Here is a 17,237-nt window from a genome sequence, read left to right on the forward strand (position 1 = left end):
CCTCACCCCGCCACTCGTTCGCCGAGCCTGCCGAGCCGGTGCGCGGCGCCCCCGAGCGCCCGGCCGAGATCCTTGACCGCCGAGGAATACCGGTGCAGCGGGTAGGTTTCGTCGACGCCGACGCCGCCGTGCAGGTGGTGGCAGGTCGCCAGCGCTTCCGGGGCCTGCGAGGCGAACCAGTAGGCGGCGATGTCGAGTTCGGCGTCCGCGTCGAGCCCGGAAGCCAGCCGCCACACCGCGGACGCCACGGCGAGGTGCACGGTCCGCGCGGCCACGTAGACGTCGGCGATCTGCCCCGCCACCGCTTGGAAAGCCGCAAGCGGACGACCGAACTGCGTGCGGTCGCCGACGTGCTTGACGGTCAGCGCGAGCGCGCCGGCGAGCAGGCCGTCGCCGAGCGCGAGCGCCCCGGCCAGCGCGAACCGGCGCAGGACGGCGACGGCGTCCCCGTCGGCCAGCAGGTCGGTTTCCTCGACGGCCACGGCGTCCAGGCGCACGGTGCTTTCGGGGGTCCCGGCGGAGTTGCGCCCGGGAACGAGCGTGACGCCGTCGGCGTGCGGATCGACCAGGTAGACGGCGGTGCCGTGCGGGGTGGACACCGGGGTGAGGATCCGGTGCGCCTCCGCGGCGTACGGGACCGCGGTCTTGACGCCGTCGAGGATCCAGCGGCCGCCGCCGGCGCGTGCGGTGGTCGCGGGCTCGGCGACCAGTGGCGCGGAAGGCTCGTGCAGGGCCGCGGTCAGCAGGGCTTCCCCGGCCGCGACCGGCGGCAGGAGGGCCGCGCGCTGCGCGGGCGTGCCGAGCGTCTCGACGGGCAGGACACCCAGCGCCAGTGCGGCGTAGGCGGGGACCGGCGCGGCGGCCCGGCCGGTTTCGGTGAGGACCTGGGCGACCTCCGCGACGCCGAGGCCGTCGCCCTCCAGGTCCGGCGGCAGCGCGAGCGCGAGCAGACCGGACGCCGCCAGGGCCCGCCACGGGTCGTCGTCCGACCCGAGCACCTTCGCGGCGAGCGCGGCGATCTCGGTCTGCGCTTCGTCAAGGGTGAAGTCCACGCCCGCCCTCCGGATCGACGCAATACTGAAACATGTTCTAGTCTTAACCGGAAAGCACCGGCACGGCAACCCCCGGAGGAGGACCCGGCATGGCGGTCCCCCGGCGCCTGGTCACTGTGCCGCCGACCGCCGGCGTGCCCGACCCGGTCCCGCTCGAGCTGCCCGGCCGCGGCCGCACGGTGGTCACCGACGTCGGCCCGCGGGACGCGCCCGCGCTCATCCTGCTGCACTCCGTGGCCTGCACCGGCCTGCTGACCTGGTACCCGGCGCTGGCGCAGCTGGCAAGGCAGCACCGCGTCGTCGTGTTCGACCAGCGGTGGCACGGCCGGGGCATCCGCTCACCGGAGTTCCGGCTCGCCGACTGCGCGGCGGACGTCACCGCGGTCGCCGACGCGCTGGAGATCGGACGGTTCGCCCTCGGCGGGTACTCGATGGGCGGCCTGGTCGCCCAGCTCGCCGCCCGCGCCGAACCAGAACGCGTTACCGGATTGGTGCTGTGCTCGACCGCGAGCAGCTTCGGCCGGGGGCTGCGGCAGCGCGTCGCGCTCGACCTCTTCGGCCGGGCGCTGCTGCGGCTGCGCGAGCACGTGCGGCTGCCGGTCGCGCCCGCGGCCCCGCTGCGCCGGTTCGAGGATCACCGGTGGGGCCTGCGGGAGTTCCGGTCGACCAAACCGTGGGAGATCGCGGTCGCCGTCGACGAGATCGGCCGGTTCGATTCGACGGCGTGGCTGCCCACGCTGCGCCTGCCGGCGGCCGTCGTCGTGACCACCAAAGACCGCTTCATCGCCCCGGCCCACCAGCGCTCCCTCGCCCGCCGGATCCCGGGCGCGGCGACCTACGAGGTCGCGGCCGGGCACGCCGCCTGCGTCCTCGCCGCCGGCCGGTGGGTGCCCGCCCTGCTCGCCGCCGTCCACTCGCTCCGCGGAAGGAAGTTCTGATGGGACGCTTCAGCTTGCCCGAGCAGGCCCCCGGCGGCCTGGACTCGCCCGTCACGACCAAGGTCATCAAGTACGCGGCGAAGGCGCAGGTGGCGGTCTTCCGGCTGACCGGCGGCCGGATCGGCAGCACCTGGCGGATCGGCGCCGGGTTCCGCAAGCCGGTGCCGACGCTGCTGCTGGAGCACCGCGGCCGCAGGTCGGGCCGGCTGTTCACCACGCCGCTGCTGTACCTGCGCGACGGCGAGGACGTCGTCATCGTCGCGTCCCAGGGCGGCCTGCCGAAGCACCCGCAGTGGTACCACAACCTGCTGGCGCACCCCGAAAGCCGCATCCACCTCAAGGGCCGCCGCGGTGTCCCCGTGCGAGCGCGGGTCGCCGGCCGGCCCGAACGCGCCGACCTGTGGCCGCGGCTGGTCGAGCTGTACGCGGACTTCGCGAAGTACCAGGCCTGGACCGAGCGGGAGATCCCGGTCGTGGTGCTCAGCCCGCGGCCTTGAGCAGCTCGGCGAGCGCGTCCGGCAGCGCGTCGGCGAGCGGCCACAGGTCCTTGACCAGCTCGCGCGCGCCGAGCAGGCCGACGTGCACCTTGCCCGCGTTGGACAGCACCGTGACGTTCAGCCCGGCGCCGTGGAAGACCGGGCCGAGCGGGTAGAAGCCGGTGATCCGCGCGCCGAGGAAGTACAGCGGCATCGGCGGCCCGGGCACGTTCGAGACGACCAGGTTGTGCACCACCGGGTGCTTCTCGGCCAGCCGCAGCGCCGAATACGCGCGCACGGCGAGCCCGAACGCCGTCGCGGCCGAGAACTGCGCCCAGTCCTGCAGCATGTCGGCGTCGATGTCGTGGTGGTGGTCCTTCGACCGCCGGTTGGCCTCGGCGAGGAAGAACACCCGCGCGGCCGGGTCGGCCAGGTGCGTCGGCAGGGAGGCGAAGAACGCCGAAACCTTGTTGCTGCCGTGCTCCCGTTCGGTGCGGTCGTGCACCGAGACCGGGACGGTCGCCACCAGCGGCTCCGCCGGCAGCTCGCCGCGCGCGGCGAGGAACTCCCGCAGTGCGCCGGCGACGAGCGCGAGCACGACGTCGTTCACCGTGACCCCGAAGGCGTTCTTGACGTCCTTGACCTCGGCGAGGTCGAGCTGGGCGAACGCGACGCTGCGGTGCCCGGTGATCGTGCCGTTCAGCGATGTCCTCGGCGCGGTGAACGGGACCGGCATCCCCTGGCCCCGCAACGCCCGGCCGAGCCACCGCGGCACCAGCCCCAGCAGGTCCGGCAGCAGCCGCGCGACCTCGGCGGGGCGGCGCGCGACGCTCTCGACGCCGGAGCGCAGCAGGTCCAGCGGCGACGGCGTCCCGGCGTTGCGGCGCTCGTCGATCACCGGCATCGGGCCGTCCGGCTCCAGCCCGGCCAGGTGGGTGATCAGGCCGGCGCCGCTGACGCCGTCGACGCTCGCGTGGTGCATCTTGAGCAGGACGGCGAACTGGCCGTCGGCCAGGCCCTCGATGACGTAGAGCTGCCACAGCGGGTGCGCGCGGTCGAGCTGCTGGCCGGCGATGTGCGCGCAGAGGTCGGCCAGCTCGGTGCGGTCGCCCGGGGCGGGCACGCCGATGCGGTGCACGTGGTGGTCGAGGTCGAAGTCCTCGTCCTCGATCCACACCGGGTGGCTGAGGTTCCAGAGCGGGTTGTGCAGTTTGCGGCGGAACGCCGGGATCTCGCGGACGCGCGCGTCGAGCATTTCGTGCAGCTTCGCGAACGAGTAGCCGCCGGGGACGGTCGAGCCGTCGAGGACGAGCAGCCCGCAGACGTGCAGAACCTGGGACGGCGTCTCGAGGTAGAGGAAGCTCGCGTCGAGGCCGCTCAGTCGCTGCATACCGATCAGGGTAAGCCACTTCCGGTGAGCGGCGCGTCACCCTACTCGCCGGTATCATCGCGCTGGTGCAGCCGAATTTCCTGATCCGTCGCGCGGTCCAGCTCGGTCTCACCGCCAACGCGCTCCGCCCGCTGCGGGCTCGCTCCACGACGATCCCGGTGTTCTTCGCCGGCTGGCTGACCGGCGAGCTGGCGCCCCAGTTCCTCGCGCTGACGGCGGCGGATTCCCTGGTCCACGTGGCCCGCCACGGCGTCGGCGACCGGTCGACCAAGGCCGGCCTGGCGATGGCGGCGGCGTCCGCGGCCGGGCTGGCCACGCTGGTCCGCACCGGGCACGGCGCCCGCGAGGAGATCGAGAAGGCGCTGACGTCGGCGCTGGGCGAGGACTACGCGGCCGAGCTGGGCCGCTCGGACCTGGGCCTGCCGTGGGGCGAGCTGGCGCTGCCGTTCCGGATGGGCGCCCCGGACGTGCGGGTCGACCGCAACATCGCCTACGCCCCGGGCGGCAAGCGGTTCCTGCTGGACGTCTACCGCCCCCACACCCCGGTTTCGGGTGCCCCGGTGCTGCTGCAGGTCCACGGCGGCGCGTGGGTGATCGGCAACAAGGAGGAGCAGGGCCGGCCCCTGATGCGCTACCTGGCCCGCCGCGGCTGGGTGTGCGTGGCGATCAACTACCCGCTGGCCCCGGCCCACCGCTGGCCGGCCCACATCATCGCGGCGAAGCAGGCACTGGCGTGGATCCGCTCGTCGATCGCTTCGTACGGCGGCGACCCCCGGTTCGTCGCGGTGACGGGCGGCTCGGCGGGCGGCCACCTGTCGGCGCTGCTGGCGTTGTCCCAGAACGACCCGGCACTGCAGCCGGGCTTCGAGGACGCGGACACGAGCATCCAGGCATGCGCACCGCACTACGGCGTGTACGACTTCGCGGCGACGTCCGGCGCCCCGGCGAGCAAGTACCGGCTGGAGAGCCTGATCGCCCGGCGCGTGTTCGCCCCGGACCGCGACCCGGTGTCGCACCTGGACGACTACATCGCGGCATCCCCGCTGGACCGGATCACCTCGGACGCCCCGCCGTTCTTCGTGATCCACGGCCGGGACGATTCGCTGGTCCCGGTGCGGGAGGCACGCGAGTTCGTCCAGCGGCTGCGCGAGAAGTCGCGACAGCCGGTGGCGTACGCGGAACTGGCGGGGGCGCAGCACGCGTTCGACGTGTTCACGTCGGTGCGGTCCGCGCACGTGGTGCGCGGGGTGGCGCGGTTCCTGGACTACACGTACAACGCCTGGAAAGCCGAGCACCGGTAGTCCGGTCAGTACACGAGGTCGAGCGGGCTGGCCGAGGGCGGTCCGTCCAGACGCCACTCCGTCCCTCCGCGGACGAAGCGGTACCAGCGTGCGTCGCGGCCGTAGCGCAGCTGGAGTTCTCCTTGGGTGAGGCGGTTTCGCCACACCTTCGGCTTCCCGGGCAGACCCGCGTCCGCCAGGATTGCCTCGGCTTCGGCCAACGGGCCCGGCCCTGGCTGCCAGCTCTCCCGCAGGGCCGCCAAGCCGCCGCGGCCTGCTTCGCGCCACGCCTCCGCCCAGCGGGCCAGGTCGCGAGGTGGCACGTGCGCCGCCGTGGCCAGGGCCGTGAGCTCCGGGGCCGTGCGGCCCGCCGCGCGGCGGGCCAGGTCCTCCTCGAACGTCAGCTCGGCCGCCGTTGCGCCGCTGGTCAGGAGGTCGCGGGCCAGGGCGGCCGCGTCCGCGGCGAGAGTGGACAGGGCCGCCGCCGTCCAGCCTGTGGCCGGGGGTGGGTCCAGGTCCAGGACCGCCGGCGGGCCGGGGATCCGCGGTGGTGGTGGCAGGTCTGGGATCGCGCCGGGTCGTCGCGCGTAGGCGGCTCGCGGGGTCAGGCCCTCGTCCACGCGCTTCGGCAGCTTGGGTTTCTCGCCGCGGGCCGGTGAGCGGCGGGCGCGCAGCTCGGCCAGCACGTCCGCCCGCGGGCGTCCGCGCAGCAGGAAGAGCGTGAACGGGTCGCGGTCCACCTCGTCGGCGACCAGGTAGTACACCGCGGCGACGTGCTTGCACGGGTTCGCCGAGTCCGGGCACGAGCACCGCGGCCGCAGGTCGCCCGGGCCCGGCAGCAGGTCGGCGCCCGCCTCGCGGGCCTGCTCGGCCAGCGCGCCGGGCAGCTCGCCGTCGAGCAGGGCGGCCGCGTGCCCGAGCTGGGTGCCGACCACGTCGAGCAGCGTGTCCCACTCGCCGTCGGTGAAGGTGCGCATGGTGATCTTCACCTTGTACGGCTCCGGCCGGCTGCCGCGGACGCGGGCGGTCACCACCCCGGCGCCGACGTCGAGCTCGCTGACCGTGCCCTTCCGCGCGTACGTCCGCCCGCGCGGCAGCCGGTTCGGGTCCAGTTTCGCGCGCTGCTCCAGGGCGTCGACCCAGGCGCGGCCCCACCAGGTGGTGCCGAAGTTCCGCCGGGGTGGCATCACCCGCTCCCGAGCCGGACGAGGTCGGCGAGCTCGTCGTCGGACAGTTCGGTGATCCAGTCCTCCCCCGCGCCGACGATCGACTCGGCGAGCCCGCGCTTCTTTTCGAGGACCTGGGCGATCCGCTCCTCGAGGGTGCCCTCGGCGATCAGCCGGTGCACCTGGACCGGCCGGTCCTGCCCGATGCGGTAGGCGCGGTCGGTGGCCTGGTCCTCCACCGCCGGGTTCCACCAGCGGTCGTAGTGGATCACGTGGGTGGCCCGCGTCAGGTTGAGCCCGACGCCGCCCGCCTTGAGCGACAGCAGGAACACCGGGATTTCGCCGGCCTGGAACCGGTCGACCATGTCCTGCCGCTTCGCCGCCGAGCTTTCGCCGGAGAGCAGTTCGGTGGGCAGGCCGCGTTCGGTGAGGCGCCGCTCGAGCAGCCGGCAGAGCTGGACGTACTGGCTGAAGACGAGCACACTCTCGCCCTCGTCGAGGATGACGTCCAGCAGTTCTTCGAACGCGGCGAGCTTCCCGGAGCGCCCGGTGAGCGTGCCGTGCGGCTCCTTGAGGAACTGGGCGGGGTGGTTGCAGATCTGCTTGAGCTCGGTGAGCAGCTGCAGAACCTGGCCACGTCGCTTGATGCCCTGCGTCTCGCGGATTTCGGCGAGGTTCTCCCGCACGACGGCCTCGTACAAGGTGGTCTGCTCGGCGGTGAGCGGGACGAACCGGTCGGTCTCGGTCTTGGGCGGCAGTTCGGGGGCGATGTCGGGGTCGCTCTTGCGCCGCCGCAGCAGGAACGGCCGGACGGTGGCGGCCAGCCGTTCGGTGACGGCCTTGTCCCGGTCGCGTTCGATGGGCCGCGCGACGGTGCGCCGGAAGCGGTCGAGCGGCCCGAGCAGGCCGGGGGTGGTCCAGTCCACAATGGACCACAGTTCGGTGAGCCGGTTCTCGACGGGCGTGCCGGTGAGGGCCACCTTGGCCTGGGCGGGGATCTTGCGCAGTTCCTTGGCGGTGGCCGACAGCGGGTTCTTGACGTGTTGCGCCTCATCGGCGGCGACCAGTCCCCAGTCCACTTCGGACAGGGTTTCGCGGTCGCGCCGGAGGACGCCGTAGGTGGCGAGGACGACCTCGTCGGGGGCGAGGTCGTCGAGGTGGCGGCCGCCGCCGTGGAACCGGCGGACGGGGATGTCCGGGGCGAAGCGGGCGAACTCGCGCTCCCAGTTGCCGAGGAGGGAGGTGGGACAGAGGACGAGGGTCGGCCCACCGTAGGGAGCAGCGCCGGCTTCGCCGCTCGACCCGGCGGCTGGGCCGATGGCCTCGCCGGGCACGTCCGCCTGCGGCAGCACACCGGCCGCTGGCGGCATGGCCTCGCCAAGCACCGCGCCACCCCGCGGCAGCTCCTCACCCTCCGGTTCTCCAGCCTCGCCGGGCAGCACGCCAACCTGCGGCAGCTCCCCACCCAATGGTGGAATGGCCTCGCCAGGCACCGCGCCAACCTGCGGCAGCGCCCCGCCCTCCGGCATGGCCCCGCCAACCAGCGCACGGTCCGGCTGGCCCGACCTCGCCAGCTCCCGCCGATGCAAGTGCAGGGCGATCAGCTGGATCGTCTTCCCCAGCCCCATGTCGTCGGCCAGGCAGGCACCCAGCCCTAGCCCCGTCATCGTGGCCAGCCAAGCCAGCCCCGCCTGCTGGTACGGCCGCAGCGTCGCCTGCAACCCCGGCGGCTGCGCCACCGAGCCCGCCGCCCGGTCGCGGATGCGCGACACCAGGCCGTCCAGGGCCGGGGGCGCCGCGAACTCGATTTGCTCGCCGTCCAGTTCCAGCTCGCCCGTCAACGCCGCGGCCAGGGCCTCGCCCGCGTCGAGCTTGCGGGTGCGGCCGCGGACCCGGGCGAGCAGCTGCGGGTCCACGCGCACCCATTGACCGCGCAGGCGGACCAGCGGCCGCTTCGCCTCGGCGAGTGCCGCCACCTCCGCCTCCGTCAGCTGCTCGCCACCGAGGCTGAGCTGCCAGCGGAACTCCAGCAGCGAACGCAAGGCGAACTCCGGCCCCGCGACGCTCGCCGGCGCCTGGGTCGCGCTCGCCTTCGCCTTCACCTCGCCCGCGAACAGGCCCTTCGACCACAGCACCTCGATCCCCGCGCCGCCCAGCTCGCGGGCGCCGTCGGTGAGGAGGTCGACGACCTCGTCGTCGGACAGCTCCAGCGACGCCGGCGCCGGCTCGGCCAGCACCCGGCCCAGCGGCGCCCAGGCCCGCGCGCCGCGGCGCAGGCCCAGCAGCAGCTGCGTCTCGACCTGGTCGCCGAGGCGGTTCAGCACCGCGTCCGGCGCGTCCCACAGCGTGGCCGCCTCCACCACCAGGCTCGGCTCCGCCATGCTGCGCACCGCCAGCACCCCGGCGAACGAGTCGTCGTCCAGCCCCTCGACCCGCAGGAGCACCTGCACCCCGCGCGGTTCGCGGGCCTCCAGCTCCGCGAGCCACGCAGCGCCGTCCGGGCCCAGCAGCGCCGGTTCGCGGGCCGCGAACGCGGGGTCGCCGACGCCGACGGGCGCGGCCGGGCTGCGGACCAGCAGGTCGGCCGTCGCGTCCCAGAGCGCGCGGACCAGGGAGTCCGGCGAGTGCAGGCGGATGCGTTTCAGCCCCGTCAGCGGCAGCGCGTACGCCTCCGGTGGCAGCGCGCCGGCCAGCCCGCGCAGCAGTTCCTCGTCGGCGGCGTCGAGCGGGCCGATGCGCCAGGCCGCCGCGCCGGCCGGTGAGACGGCGGGCCGCAGCCGCCCCCGCGCGACGAGGTTCACCCCCGCGTTGACCGCGGCCGACCACGCCGCGACCGCCGGGCTCGCCTCCGCCCCCACCGACAGGAGCCGGGGCAGCGCCCGCTCCAGCGGCACCAGCTCGGCGTCGACCTTCGTCCGCGCGAACTTGGCTCCGCGGGGCAGCACGAGCTCGATCGTGGTCCCGCCGGCCACGTCATCGCCCCACAGGGCCAGCACCCCGTCCCGCGGGGGATCCGCGGGGAGGTAGGTGGCCTGGGTGTCTGCGCTGAACTCCACGACCGCAACGCTAGAACACGGCACCGACAGTTTTGCCCTCGGCGGCGCGAACGGTCCTTTCGCACCGTTGCCTGACGCAACCCACCCGTGCGCCGAGGGGCATCACGCGTGATCCGAGGGGCATCAGGCGCGGGGCAGGCCCAGGAGGCGTTCCGCGGTGAGGGACCGCAGGACCTGGGTCGTGCCGCCGGCGATCGAGAGGCAGCGGGTCAGCAGGAACTCGTGCTGTGCCTGGCCGTCCGCCGGCAATGCGCCCGAGCCGGCCAGCTCCAGGGCGAACTCGGCCACGTCCTGGCGGTGGGAAACGCCGAGCAGCTTGCGGACGCTCGACTCCGCTCCCGGGTCCTGCCCCTCCAGCCGGCGCAGGGCCGCCCGCAGGTCCAGCACGGATCCCGCGACCCCGTCCGCCACCAGGGAACCGAGGCGGTCCAACGCGGCATCGTCCAGCACCGAGGGGTCCACTGTGGACATCAGGGACTGGACGCTCTCGCCGACCGCCGAGCCGCTGCCGATGGCCACCCGCTCGTTGGCCAGTGTCGTGCGCGCCAGCCGCCAGCCGCCGCCCGGGGTGCCGACGACGTCGGCGTCCGGGACGAACACCTCGTCCAGGAACACCTCGTTGAACACCGCTTCCCCGGTGATCTCCCGCAGCGGCCGCGTCGTGATGCCCGGGGCGCGCATGTCGACCAGGAAGTACGTGATGCCCTTGTGCTTCGGCACGTCCGGGTCGGTGCGGGCCAGGCAGATGCCCCAGTCGGCTTCGCGGGCGAGCGACGTCCACACCTTCTGCCCGGACAGCAGCCAGCCGCCGTCGACGCGGCGGGCCGCCGTGCGCAGCGCGGCCAGGTCCGACCCCGCGCCGGGCTCGCTGAACAGCTGGCACCACGTGAGCTCGCCCCGCAGGGTGGGCCGGGCGAACCGCGCCCGCTGTTCGTCGCTGCCGTGCTCGAGGATCGTCGGCACCGCCCACGCGCCGATCACCAGGTCCGGGCGGCGAACTCCCGCCGCGCTCAAGGCCGCGTCGATCCGCAGCTGCTCCGCGGCATCGGCACCCCGGCCGTACGGCGCGGGCCAGTGCGGCGTCAGCAACCCGGCGTCGGCCAGCGCGACGCGCTGCGAGGCGGCAGGCAGGGCCGCGATCCGCGCCACCTCTTCCCGCAGCGAAGGGTCGTCACCGACGTCGACACCCAGCGTCCGCTCGGTCCCGGAGAGCGCCAGCGAAGCCGCCTGCCGCCGCCACGACCCGCCGAGCCACTGCCGCAGGGCCACGGCCCGGCGCAGGTACAGGTGCGCGTCGTGCTCCCAGGTGAACCCGATCCCGCCGAGCACCTGGACGCAGTCCTTGGCGTTGGCGATCGCCGCGTCGAGGGCGACGACGGCCGCGCTCGCCACCGACAGCGGGTGCTGCCCGGAAGCCGCGTCCCAGGCCAGCGCTTCGGCGGCTTCGGCGCGGCAGAGCATCTCGGCGCACAGGTGCTTGACCGCCTGGAACGCCCCGATCGGCCGGCCGAACTGCTCGCGGACCTTGGCGTACTCGACGGCGATGCGCAGGCACCGCCGCGCCACGCCCGCCGCCTCGGCCGCGGCCAGGATCGCGGCGAGCGGCCGGACCGGCGGCAGCGAGAGCACCTCGGCACGGACACCCGAGAACCGGATGCGGGCCAGCGGGCGCGAGAAGTCGAACGCGGCCAGCGGCTCGACGCCCACCCCGGGCGTGCCGGGCGCGAGCAGCGCGTGGCCGCCGTCGACCGGCACCAGCAGCCACGTCCCGGCATCCGCGCCGGGAACGGGCCCGCTGACGCCGTCCTCGAGGGACAGGACGTCCAGCAGGACCGCGACCGTGGCCTCCCCCTCGGCGACGGCCGAGAGCAGCTCCTTCGCTTCGGGGACCCCGGCCAGCAGCAGCCCGGCGAGCGCGGTTCCCAGCACCGGCCCGGGAACGAGTTCTTCCGCCGCCGCGGCGAGCCCGGCGGCGAGATCGGCGACGCTGCCGTCGGCCCCGCCGGCCGCCGCGGGCACCGCGACGCCGAAGAGGCCGAGCTCGGCGAAGCCGGCCGGAATTGCCGCGCCGGCCCCGGTTTCCGCCGCGCGCACCGCCTCTCGCGGGTGGTGCGCCGCGGACCAGGCGTGGATCGCCTCGGCCAGCGCGGCCTGTTCGTCGGTGAGCGCGACCGGCATCGGGCCTCCTCGCGGTACGTGACACTACTCGCGAGTGTAGAACGTGTTACAGTTTTTCGGCCAGTGGGTCAGCTGTCGCGAGGTTCGCCAGGACAGGTAATCTACGTCGTGAACTGGAACAAGTTCCCAAGGACGGGGGAATGCCGATGCCAGGCAAGACCAAGGCCCGCGGCAACGGCCTGAGTGCGATCGGGGCGGACGAGCTCGGGTCGGCCGCCCAGCGCGACCGGCGCCGCCGGATCATCGACGCCACCCTCGCGCTGGCCTCGAAGGGCGGCTACGACGCGGTGCAGATGCGCGCCGTCGCCGAGAAGGCCGACGTCGCCCTCGGCACCCTGTACCGGTACTTCCCCTCGAAGATCCACCTGCTCGTCTCCGGGCTGGCCCGCGAGTTCGAGCGCGCGCAGGAGAAGCTGGAGCGCCAGGCCATCCCCGGCGACACGCCCGCCGAGCGGCTCATGTTCGTGCTCGGCCGCAACACGCGCCTGATGCAGCGCGACCCGCACCTCACCGAGGCCATGGTGCGCGCGTTCATGTTCGCCGACACCTCTGCCGCCGCCGAGGTCGAGCAGGTCGGGCGGCTGATGGAGAACATGTTCGCCAAGGCGATGGGCATCGCCGAGCCGGCCGAGGCGGACCGCGACATCTTCCACGTCGTCGCGGACGTCTGGATGGCGAACCTGGTGGCGTGGGTGACCCGCCGCGCCTCGGCCGCCGACGTCGCGAACCGCCTCGAACTGTCGGTGCACCTGCTGCTGGACAAGTAGCCGCCGCCTCAGCGGTGGGCGGCGGCCACCTTCGCCAGTTCGTCGAGCGCCTTGAGCGTCTCCGCTTCCGGCAGCGTGTCCAGCAGGAACGTGTACCGCTCGACGCCGGCCTCGCGGAAGCCGTCGATCACCTTCGGCGTCGTCGGGCCGCCGAAGACGGCGAACTGGACGTCCTCGCGCCCCTGCTCGGCCAGCCAGCCGCGGACGCGCTGGGCCTCCTGGTACTTCGTGTAGCCCCGGAGCAGCCAGCCGTCGCCGTACTTCGCGAGGCGGTTCAGGGCCGCTTCGCTCTCGCCACCGATGTAGATCGGGACGTGCGGCTTCTGCACCGGCTTCGGCCAGCTGAAGAGCGGGTCGAGGTCGATGTGCTCCCCGTGGAACTCGGCCTCGTCCTTGGTCCAGATCTCCTTGAGCGCGGCCAGCTGCTCGTCCATCAGCGCGCCGCGCGTCTTCGGGTCGGTGCCGTGGTTGCGCATCTCCTCGCGGTTCCAGCCGACGCCGACGCCGAACAGCGCGCGGCCGTCGGAGATCAGGTCCAGTGACGCGACCTCCTTGGCGGTGTGGATCAGGTCGCGCTGGATCAGCAATGCGATCCCGGTGCCGAGCAGCAGTTCGGACGTCGCGGTGGCCGCGGCGGTGAGCGCCACGAACGGGTCGAGCGTGCGGTAGTAGACGCGCGGCAGCTCGCCCCCGCCCGGGTACGGCGTTTCCCGGCTGACCGGGATGTGCGAGTGCTCGGCGAGGAACAGCGAGTCGAACCCGCGTTCCTCGAGGGCGGCACCCAGCACGTCCGGCCGGATGCCCTCGTCGGTCACGAACGTCGAAATCCCGAATTTCATGGTTCCAGGACTACCACCCGGTCGACAGGAGGTGCAGGATGGAGTGATCTCATCATACGTTGAATAATGGGGTGGTCATGGACGTTCAGGACGTCGACTTCGAGGAGCTCTACCGGGGCGACACGCCGATGGGCCGGAAGATGCCGTGGGACCTGGGCGCGCCGCAGCCGGCGGTCGTCGCGCTGGCCGACGCGGACGCGTTCACCGGCGCCGTGCTCGACATCGGCTGCGGCCTCGGGGACAACTCGGCGTTCCTCGCCTCCCGCGGCCTGCAGGTCACCGGCCTGGACGGCGCGCCGTCGGCGGTCGAGCAGGCCCGCGCCCGGGCCGCGGAGAAGGGCCTCGACATCGAGTTCGCCGTCGCCGACGCGACCAAGCTCGAGGGCTGCGAAGGCCGCTTCGACACGGTCCTCGACAGCGCGCTCTACCACTGCCTGAGCGAGGACCAGCGCCGCGAATACCTGGCGGCACTGACCCGCGCGACGCGGCCGGGCGCGCGGCTGCACCTGTTCGCCTTCTCCCCGCAGGTGCCGGACGGCTTCCCGGCGCCGTACCTGATCAGCGAGGCCGACCTGCGGGAGACGGTCGGCCGGGACTGGACGATCGAGAAGCTCGAGCCGACGCTCTACACGACGTCGATGACGCCGGAAGAGCTGCGGCAGAGCCTCCGCGCGGTGCTCGGCGAGGAGTCCGCCGAGCTGGCCGGCCTGGCCACGGACACCGACGGCCGCGTCCTGGTCCCGGTCTGGTACCTGACGGCGGTCCGCCGCTAGACGTTGCGCCGGTACTGGCCGCCGACCTCGAAGAACGCCTCCGTGATCTGACCCAGCGAGCACACCCGCGCGGCATCCACCAGCACCCCGAACAGGTTGCCGCCGCGGGTGGCCGCTTCGCGCAGGGCCTTCAGGGCCTGCTGGGCTTCCTCGTGGTGGCGGTGCTGGAAGTCCGCGAGCCGGTCCAGCTGGGACTTCTTCTCGTCCTCCGTGGCCCGCGCGAGCTCGACCTCGACGTCGGATTCGCCCTCGTGCGGGTTGCGGAAGGTGTTGACGCCGATGATCGGCAGCGAGCCGTCGTGCTTCTTGCGCTCGTACAGGATCGACTCGTCCTGGATCTTGCCGCGCTGGTAGCCGGTCTCCATCGCGCCGAGGACGCCGCCGCGCTCGGAAATCCGGTCGAACTCGGCCAGCACGGCCTCCTCGACCAGGTCGGTCAGCTCGTCGATGATGAACGAGCCCTGCAGCGGGTTCTCGTTCTTCGACAGGCCCCACTCCTTGTTGATGATCATCTGGATGGCCATCGCGCGGCGCACCGACGACTCCGACGGCGTCGTGATCGCCTCGTCGAACGCGTTGGTGTGCAAGGAGTTCGCGTTGTCGTACAGCGCACACAGCGCCTGCAGCGTGGTGCGGATGTCGTTGAAGCTCATCTCCTGCGCGTGCAGCGACCGGCCGGAGGTCTGCACGTGGTACTTGAGCTTCTGCGACCGCTCGTTCGCGCCGTAGCGCTCGCGCATCGCCACCGCCCAGATCCGCCGCGCCACCCGGCCGAGCACCGAGTACTCCGCGTCCATGCCGTTGGAGAAGAAGAACGACAGGTTCGGCGCGAAGTCGTCGATGTCCATGCCGCGCGCGAGGTACGACTCGACGTAGGTGAAGCCGTTCGACAGCGTGAACGCCAGCTGGGAGATCGGGTTCGCGCCGGCTTCGGCGATGTGGTAGCCGGAAATCGACACCGAGTAGAAGTTGCGGACGCCGTGCTCGATGAACCACTCCTGGATGTCGGCCATCATCCGGAGGCTGAACTCGGTGGAGAAGATGCAGGTGTTCTGGCCCTGGTCCTCCTTGAGGATGTCGGCCTGCACCGTGCCGCGGACGTTGCGCAGCACCCACTCGCGCAGTTCGGCGGCCTCGGCGTCGGACGGCTCGCGGCCGTGCTCCTCGCGGAACGCCGTCAGCTTCTGGTCGATCGCCGTGTTGAGGAAGAAGGCGAGGATCGTCGGCGCCGGGCCGTTGATCGTCATCGACACCGACGTGTTCGGCGCGGTCAGGTCGAAGCCGTCGTAGAGCGCCTTCATGTCGTCGAGCGTCGCGATCGACACGCCCGACGTGCCGACCTTGCCGTAGATGTCGGGGCGCGTGTCGGGGTCGTGGCCGTAGAGGGTCACCGAGTCGAAGGCCGTCGAAAGCCGCTTCGCCTCGGAGTCGGCCGACAGCAGCTTGAAACGGCGGTTGGTGCGGAACGCGTCGCCCTCGCCGGCGAACATCCGCGCCGGGTCCTCCCCCTCGCGCTTGAACGGGAAAACGCCCGCGGTGTACGGGAAGTAGCCCGGCAGGTTCTCGCGACGCAGGAACGACAGCAGCTCACCGGACTCGGTGTAGCGCGGCAGGGCGACGCGCGGGATCCGGTTGCCGGACAGCGTGTCGCGCCACAGCTGCGTGTGCAGCTCCTTGTCGCGGATCTTCACGACGAGCTCGTCCTTGCGGTACTCCGCCGCCAGCGCCCGGAACCGCTCCAGCAGCTGCGTCGTCTCACCGTCCACATCGGACTCGGCCGCGGCGAGCAGCCCGTCCAGCGCGTCGGTCGACGCGTCCGCTTTGGCCAGTTCTTCGCGCGCGACAGCCAGGGCGTCGCGCTTGCGGATCGACGCGACCTGCTGCTCGGTCTTCGCGTGGTACCCGCGCACGGTCTCGGAGATCTCGGCCAGGTACCGGGCCCGGTTGCCCGGGATGATCGTCGACGCGTCGGTCGAGACCTTGCCCTCGACCTGCGGCAGCGTGCCCGCGGAGACGCCGAGGCCCCGCTCGGCGAGCATGCCGCGCAGGTGCTGGTACAGCGCGGTGACGCCGTCGTCGTTGAACTTCGCCGCGCTCGTGCCGTACACCGGCATGTCCTCCGGCGCCGACGAGAACGCTTCGCGGTTGCGGACCAGCTGGCGGGCGACGTCCCGGCGGGCGTCCTCGGCGCCGCGGCGCTCGAACTTGTTGATGGCCACGACGTCGGCGAAGTCGAGCATGTCGATCTTCTCCAGCTGTGACGCGGCGCCGAACTCCGGCGTCATCACGTACAGCGACTCGTCCACGAAGTCGACGATGCCGGCGTCGCCCTGGCCGATGCCCGGCGTCTCGACGATCACCAGGTCGTACCCGGCGGCCTTGCAGGCCAGGATCGACTCGCGCAGCCCGGCCGGGATCTCCCCCGACGTCGTGCGCGTGGCCAGCGACCGGAAGTACACCGGGGAGCCGTCCAGGCAGTTCATCCGGATGCGGTCGCCGAGCAGCGCGCCGCCACCCTTGCGCCGGGACGGGTCGACGGCGAGCACCGCGATCCGCAGCTTGTCCTCCTGGTCGAGGCGGAAGCGGCGGATCAGCTCGTCGGTGAGCGACGACTTGCCCGAACCACCCGTGCCGGTGATGCCGAGCACCGGTACTTCCCGCTTGCCCGCGGCCTCGGCGAGACCGTCGAGCAGGTCGCCGGCCAGCTTGCCGGCCTGCAGCTGGGTGATGACCCGCGAGAGCGCGGCGACGTCCCCGGAGAGCACCTTGTCCAGCGCGGGGGCCTCGGCCGCGAGATCGGTGTCGCAGGCCTTGATCATGAAGTTGATCATGCCCGGTAGGCCCATCTCGTAGCCGTCCTCGGGCGAGAAGATGCGGGTGACGCCGCGCGAGTGCAGCAGCTCGATCTCCTCGCGCACGATCACCCCGCCCCCGCCGCCGAAGACCTTGATGTGCCCGGCGCCGCGTTCGCGGAGCAGCTCGACCAGGTAGGAGAAGTACTCGACGTGCCCGCCCTGGTAAGCCGAGATGGCGACACCCTGGACGTCTTCGGCGATGGCCGCGGTGGCGACCTCGTCGACCGACCGGTTGTGGCCCAGGTGCACGACCTCCGCGCCCTGCGACTGCAGGATCCGCCGCATGATGTTGATCGACGCGTCGTGCCCGTCGAAGAGGCTCGACGCGGTGACGAACCGGACGGGGTGCACGGGGCGGTACAGCTCGCTGGTCATCCCTCCAAAATACTTTGACTTCCTACTGTTGGAAACCCGACGGCTGGTGACGCAGCTCTCACGGCAACCGCGGAGAACCTTGACAACGGCCA

General features: G+C 72.7%; 12 protein-coding genes. 5 read left to right on the forward strand and 7 right to left on the reverse strand.

The window, feature by feature from the left end; all coding sequences use genetic code 11:
• Nucleotides 1-2: 2 nt before the first annotated feature.
• Nucleotides 3-1,052: an acyl-CoA dehydrogenase gene (locus AB0M93_RS22815; protein WP_364276189.1), complete on the reverse strand. Its 1,050-nt coding sequence runs from the start codon at nt 1,050-1,052 to the stop codon at nt 3-5.
• A gap of 89 nt (nt 1,053-1,141) precedes the next feature.
• On the opposite strand from AB0M93_RS22815, the gene AB0M93_RS22820 reads away from it, so the two are divergent.
• A complete protein-coding gene (locus tag AB0M93_RS22820; RefSeq protein WP_364276190.1) occupies nt 1,142-1,990 on the forward strand; it encodes an alpha/beta fold hydrolase in 849 nt (282 codons plus the stop codon).
• Nucleotides 1,990-2,487, forward strand: coding sequence for a nitroreductase family deazaflavin-dependent oxidoreductase (locus tag AB0M93_RS22825; protein WP_364276191.1), 498 nt, complete (start codon nt 1,990-1,992; stop codon nt 2,485-2,487). The genes AB0M93_RS22820 and AB0M93_RS22825 overlap by 1 nt, the downstream gene beginning before the upstream one ends.
• Here the strand turns inward: AB0M93_RS22825 and AB0M93_RS22830 are convergent.
• Nucleotides 2,471-3,856: a wax ester/triacylglycerol synthase family O-acyltransferase gene (locus tag AB0M93_RS22830; protein ID WP_364276192.1), complete on the reverse strand. Its 1,386-nt coding sequence runs from the start codon at nt 3,854-3,856 to the stop codon at nt 2,471-2,473. The genes AB0M93_RS22825 and AB0M93_RS22830 overlap by 17 nt on opposite strands.
• A gap of 65 nt (nt 3,857-3,921) precedes the next feature.
• On the opposite strand from AB0M93_RS22830, the gene AB0M93_RS22835 reads away from it, so the two are divergent.
• Nucleotides 3,922-5,157, forward strand: coding sequence for an alpha/beta hydrolase (locus AB0M93_RS22835; protein WP_364276193.1), 1,236 nt, complete (start codon nt 3,922-3,924; stop codon nt 5,155-5,157).
• Between the two features lie 5 nt (nt 5,158-5,162).
• Here AB0M93_RS22835 and AB0M93_RS22840 read toward each other — a convergent pair whose 3' ends face one another.
• The 3 genes from AB0M93_RS22840 to AB0M93_RS22850 form a co-directional block, all read right to left on the reverse strand.
• Nucleotides 5,163-6,323 (reverse strand): SWIM zinc finger family protein, encoded by a 1,161-nt coding sequence (locus AB0M93_RS22840; RefSeq protein ID WP_364276194.1) that lies wholly within the window; start codon nt 6,321-6,323, stop codon nt 5,163-5,165.
• A complete protein-coding gene (locus tag AB0M93_RS22845) occupies nt 6,323-9,358 on the reverse strand; it encodes a DEAD/DEAH box helicase (RefSeq protein WP_364276195.1) in 3,036 nt (1,011 codons plus the stop codon). Before AB0M93_RS22845 ends, AB0M93_RS22840 begins: the two co-directional genes overlap by 1 nt.
• 123 nt (nt 9,359-9,481) lie before the next feature.
• Nucleotides 9,482-11,536, reverse strand: a complete 2,055-nt coding sequence (locus AB0M93_RS22850; RefSeq protein WP_364276196.1) for an acyl-CoA dehydrogenase family protein — start codon at nt 11,534-11,536, stop codon at nt 9,482-9,484.
• A gap of 140 nt (nt 11,537-11,676) precedes the next feature.
• Here AB0M93_RS22850 and kstR point away from each other — a divergent pair, with 140 nt between their 5' ends.
• Complete coding sequence (gene kstR, locus AB0M93_RS22855) at nt 11,677-12,303, forward strand: cholesterol catabolism transcriptional regulator KstR (protein ID WP_308670047.1); 627 nt, start codon at nt 11,677-11,679, stop codon at nt 12,301-12,303.
• An 8-nt stretch (nt 12,304-12,311) separates the two neighbouring features.
• Here the strand turns inward: kstR and AB0M93_RS22860 are convergent, their stop codons facing one another.
• Entirely contained in the window at nt 12,312-13,142 is an 831-nt protein-coding gene (locus AB0M93_RS22860) for an LLM class F420-dependent oxidoreductase (RefSeq protein ID WP_364276197.1), read from the reverse strand.
• Between the two features lie 77 nt (nt 13,143-13,219).
• On the opposite strand from AB0M93_RS22860, the gene AB0M93_RS22865 reads away from it, so the two are divergent.
• Nucleotides 13,220-13,915, forward strand: a complete 696-nt coding sequence (locus tag AB0M93_RS22865) for a class I SAM-dependent methyltransferase (RefSeq protein WP_364276198.1) — start codon at nt 13,220-13,222, stop codon at nt 13,913-13,915.
• Here the strand turns inward: AB0M93_RS22865 and icmF are convergent.
• On the reverse strand, nt 13,912-17,145 hold the full coding sequence (icmF, locus tag AB0M93_RS22870) for a fused isobutyryl-CoA mutase/GTPase IcmF (protein WP_364276199.1): 3,234 nt from the start codon (nt 17,143-17,145) through the stop codon (nt 13,912-13,914). The genes AB0M93_RS22865 and icmF overlap by 4 nt on opposite strands.
• Nucleotides 17,146-17,237: the final 92 nt, after the last annotated feature.

Origin of the sequence: Amycolatopsis sp. NPDC051102 (assembly GCF_040682815.1) — a bacterium.
GTDB lineage: Bacteria > Actinomycetota > Actinomycetes > Mycobacteriales > Pseudonocardiaceae > Amycolatopsis.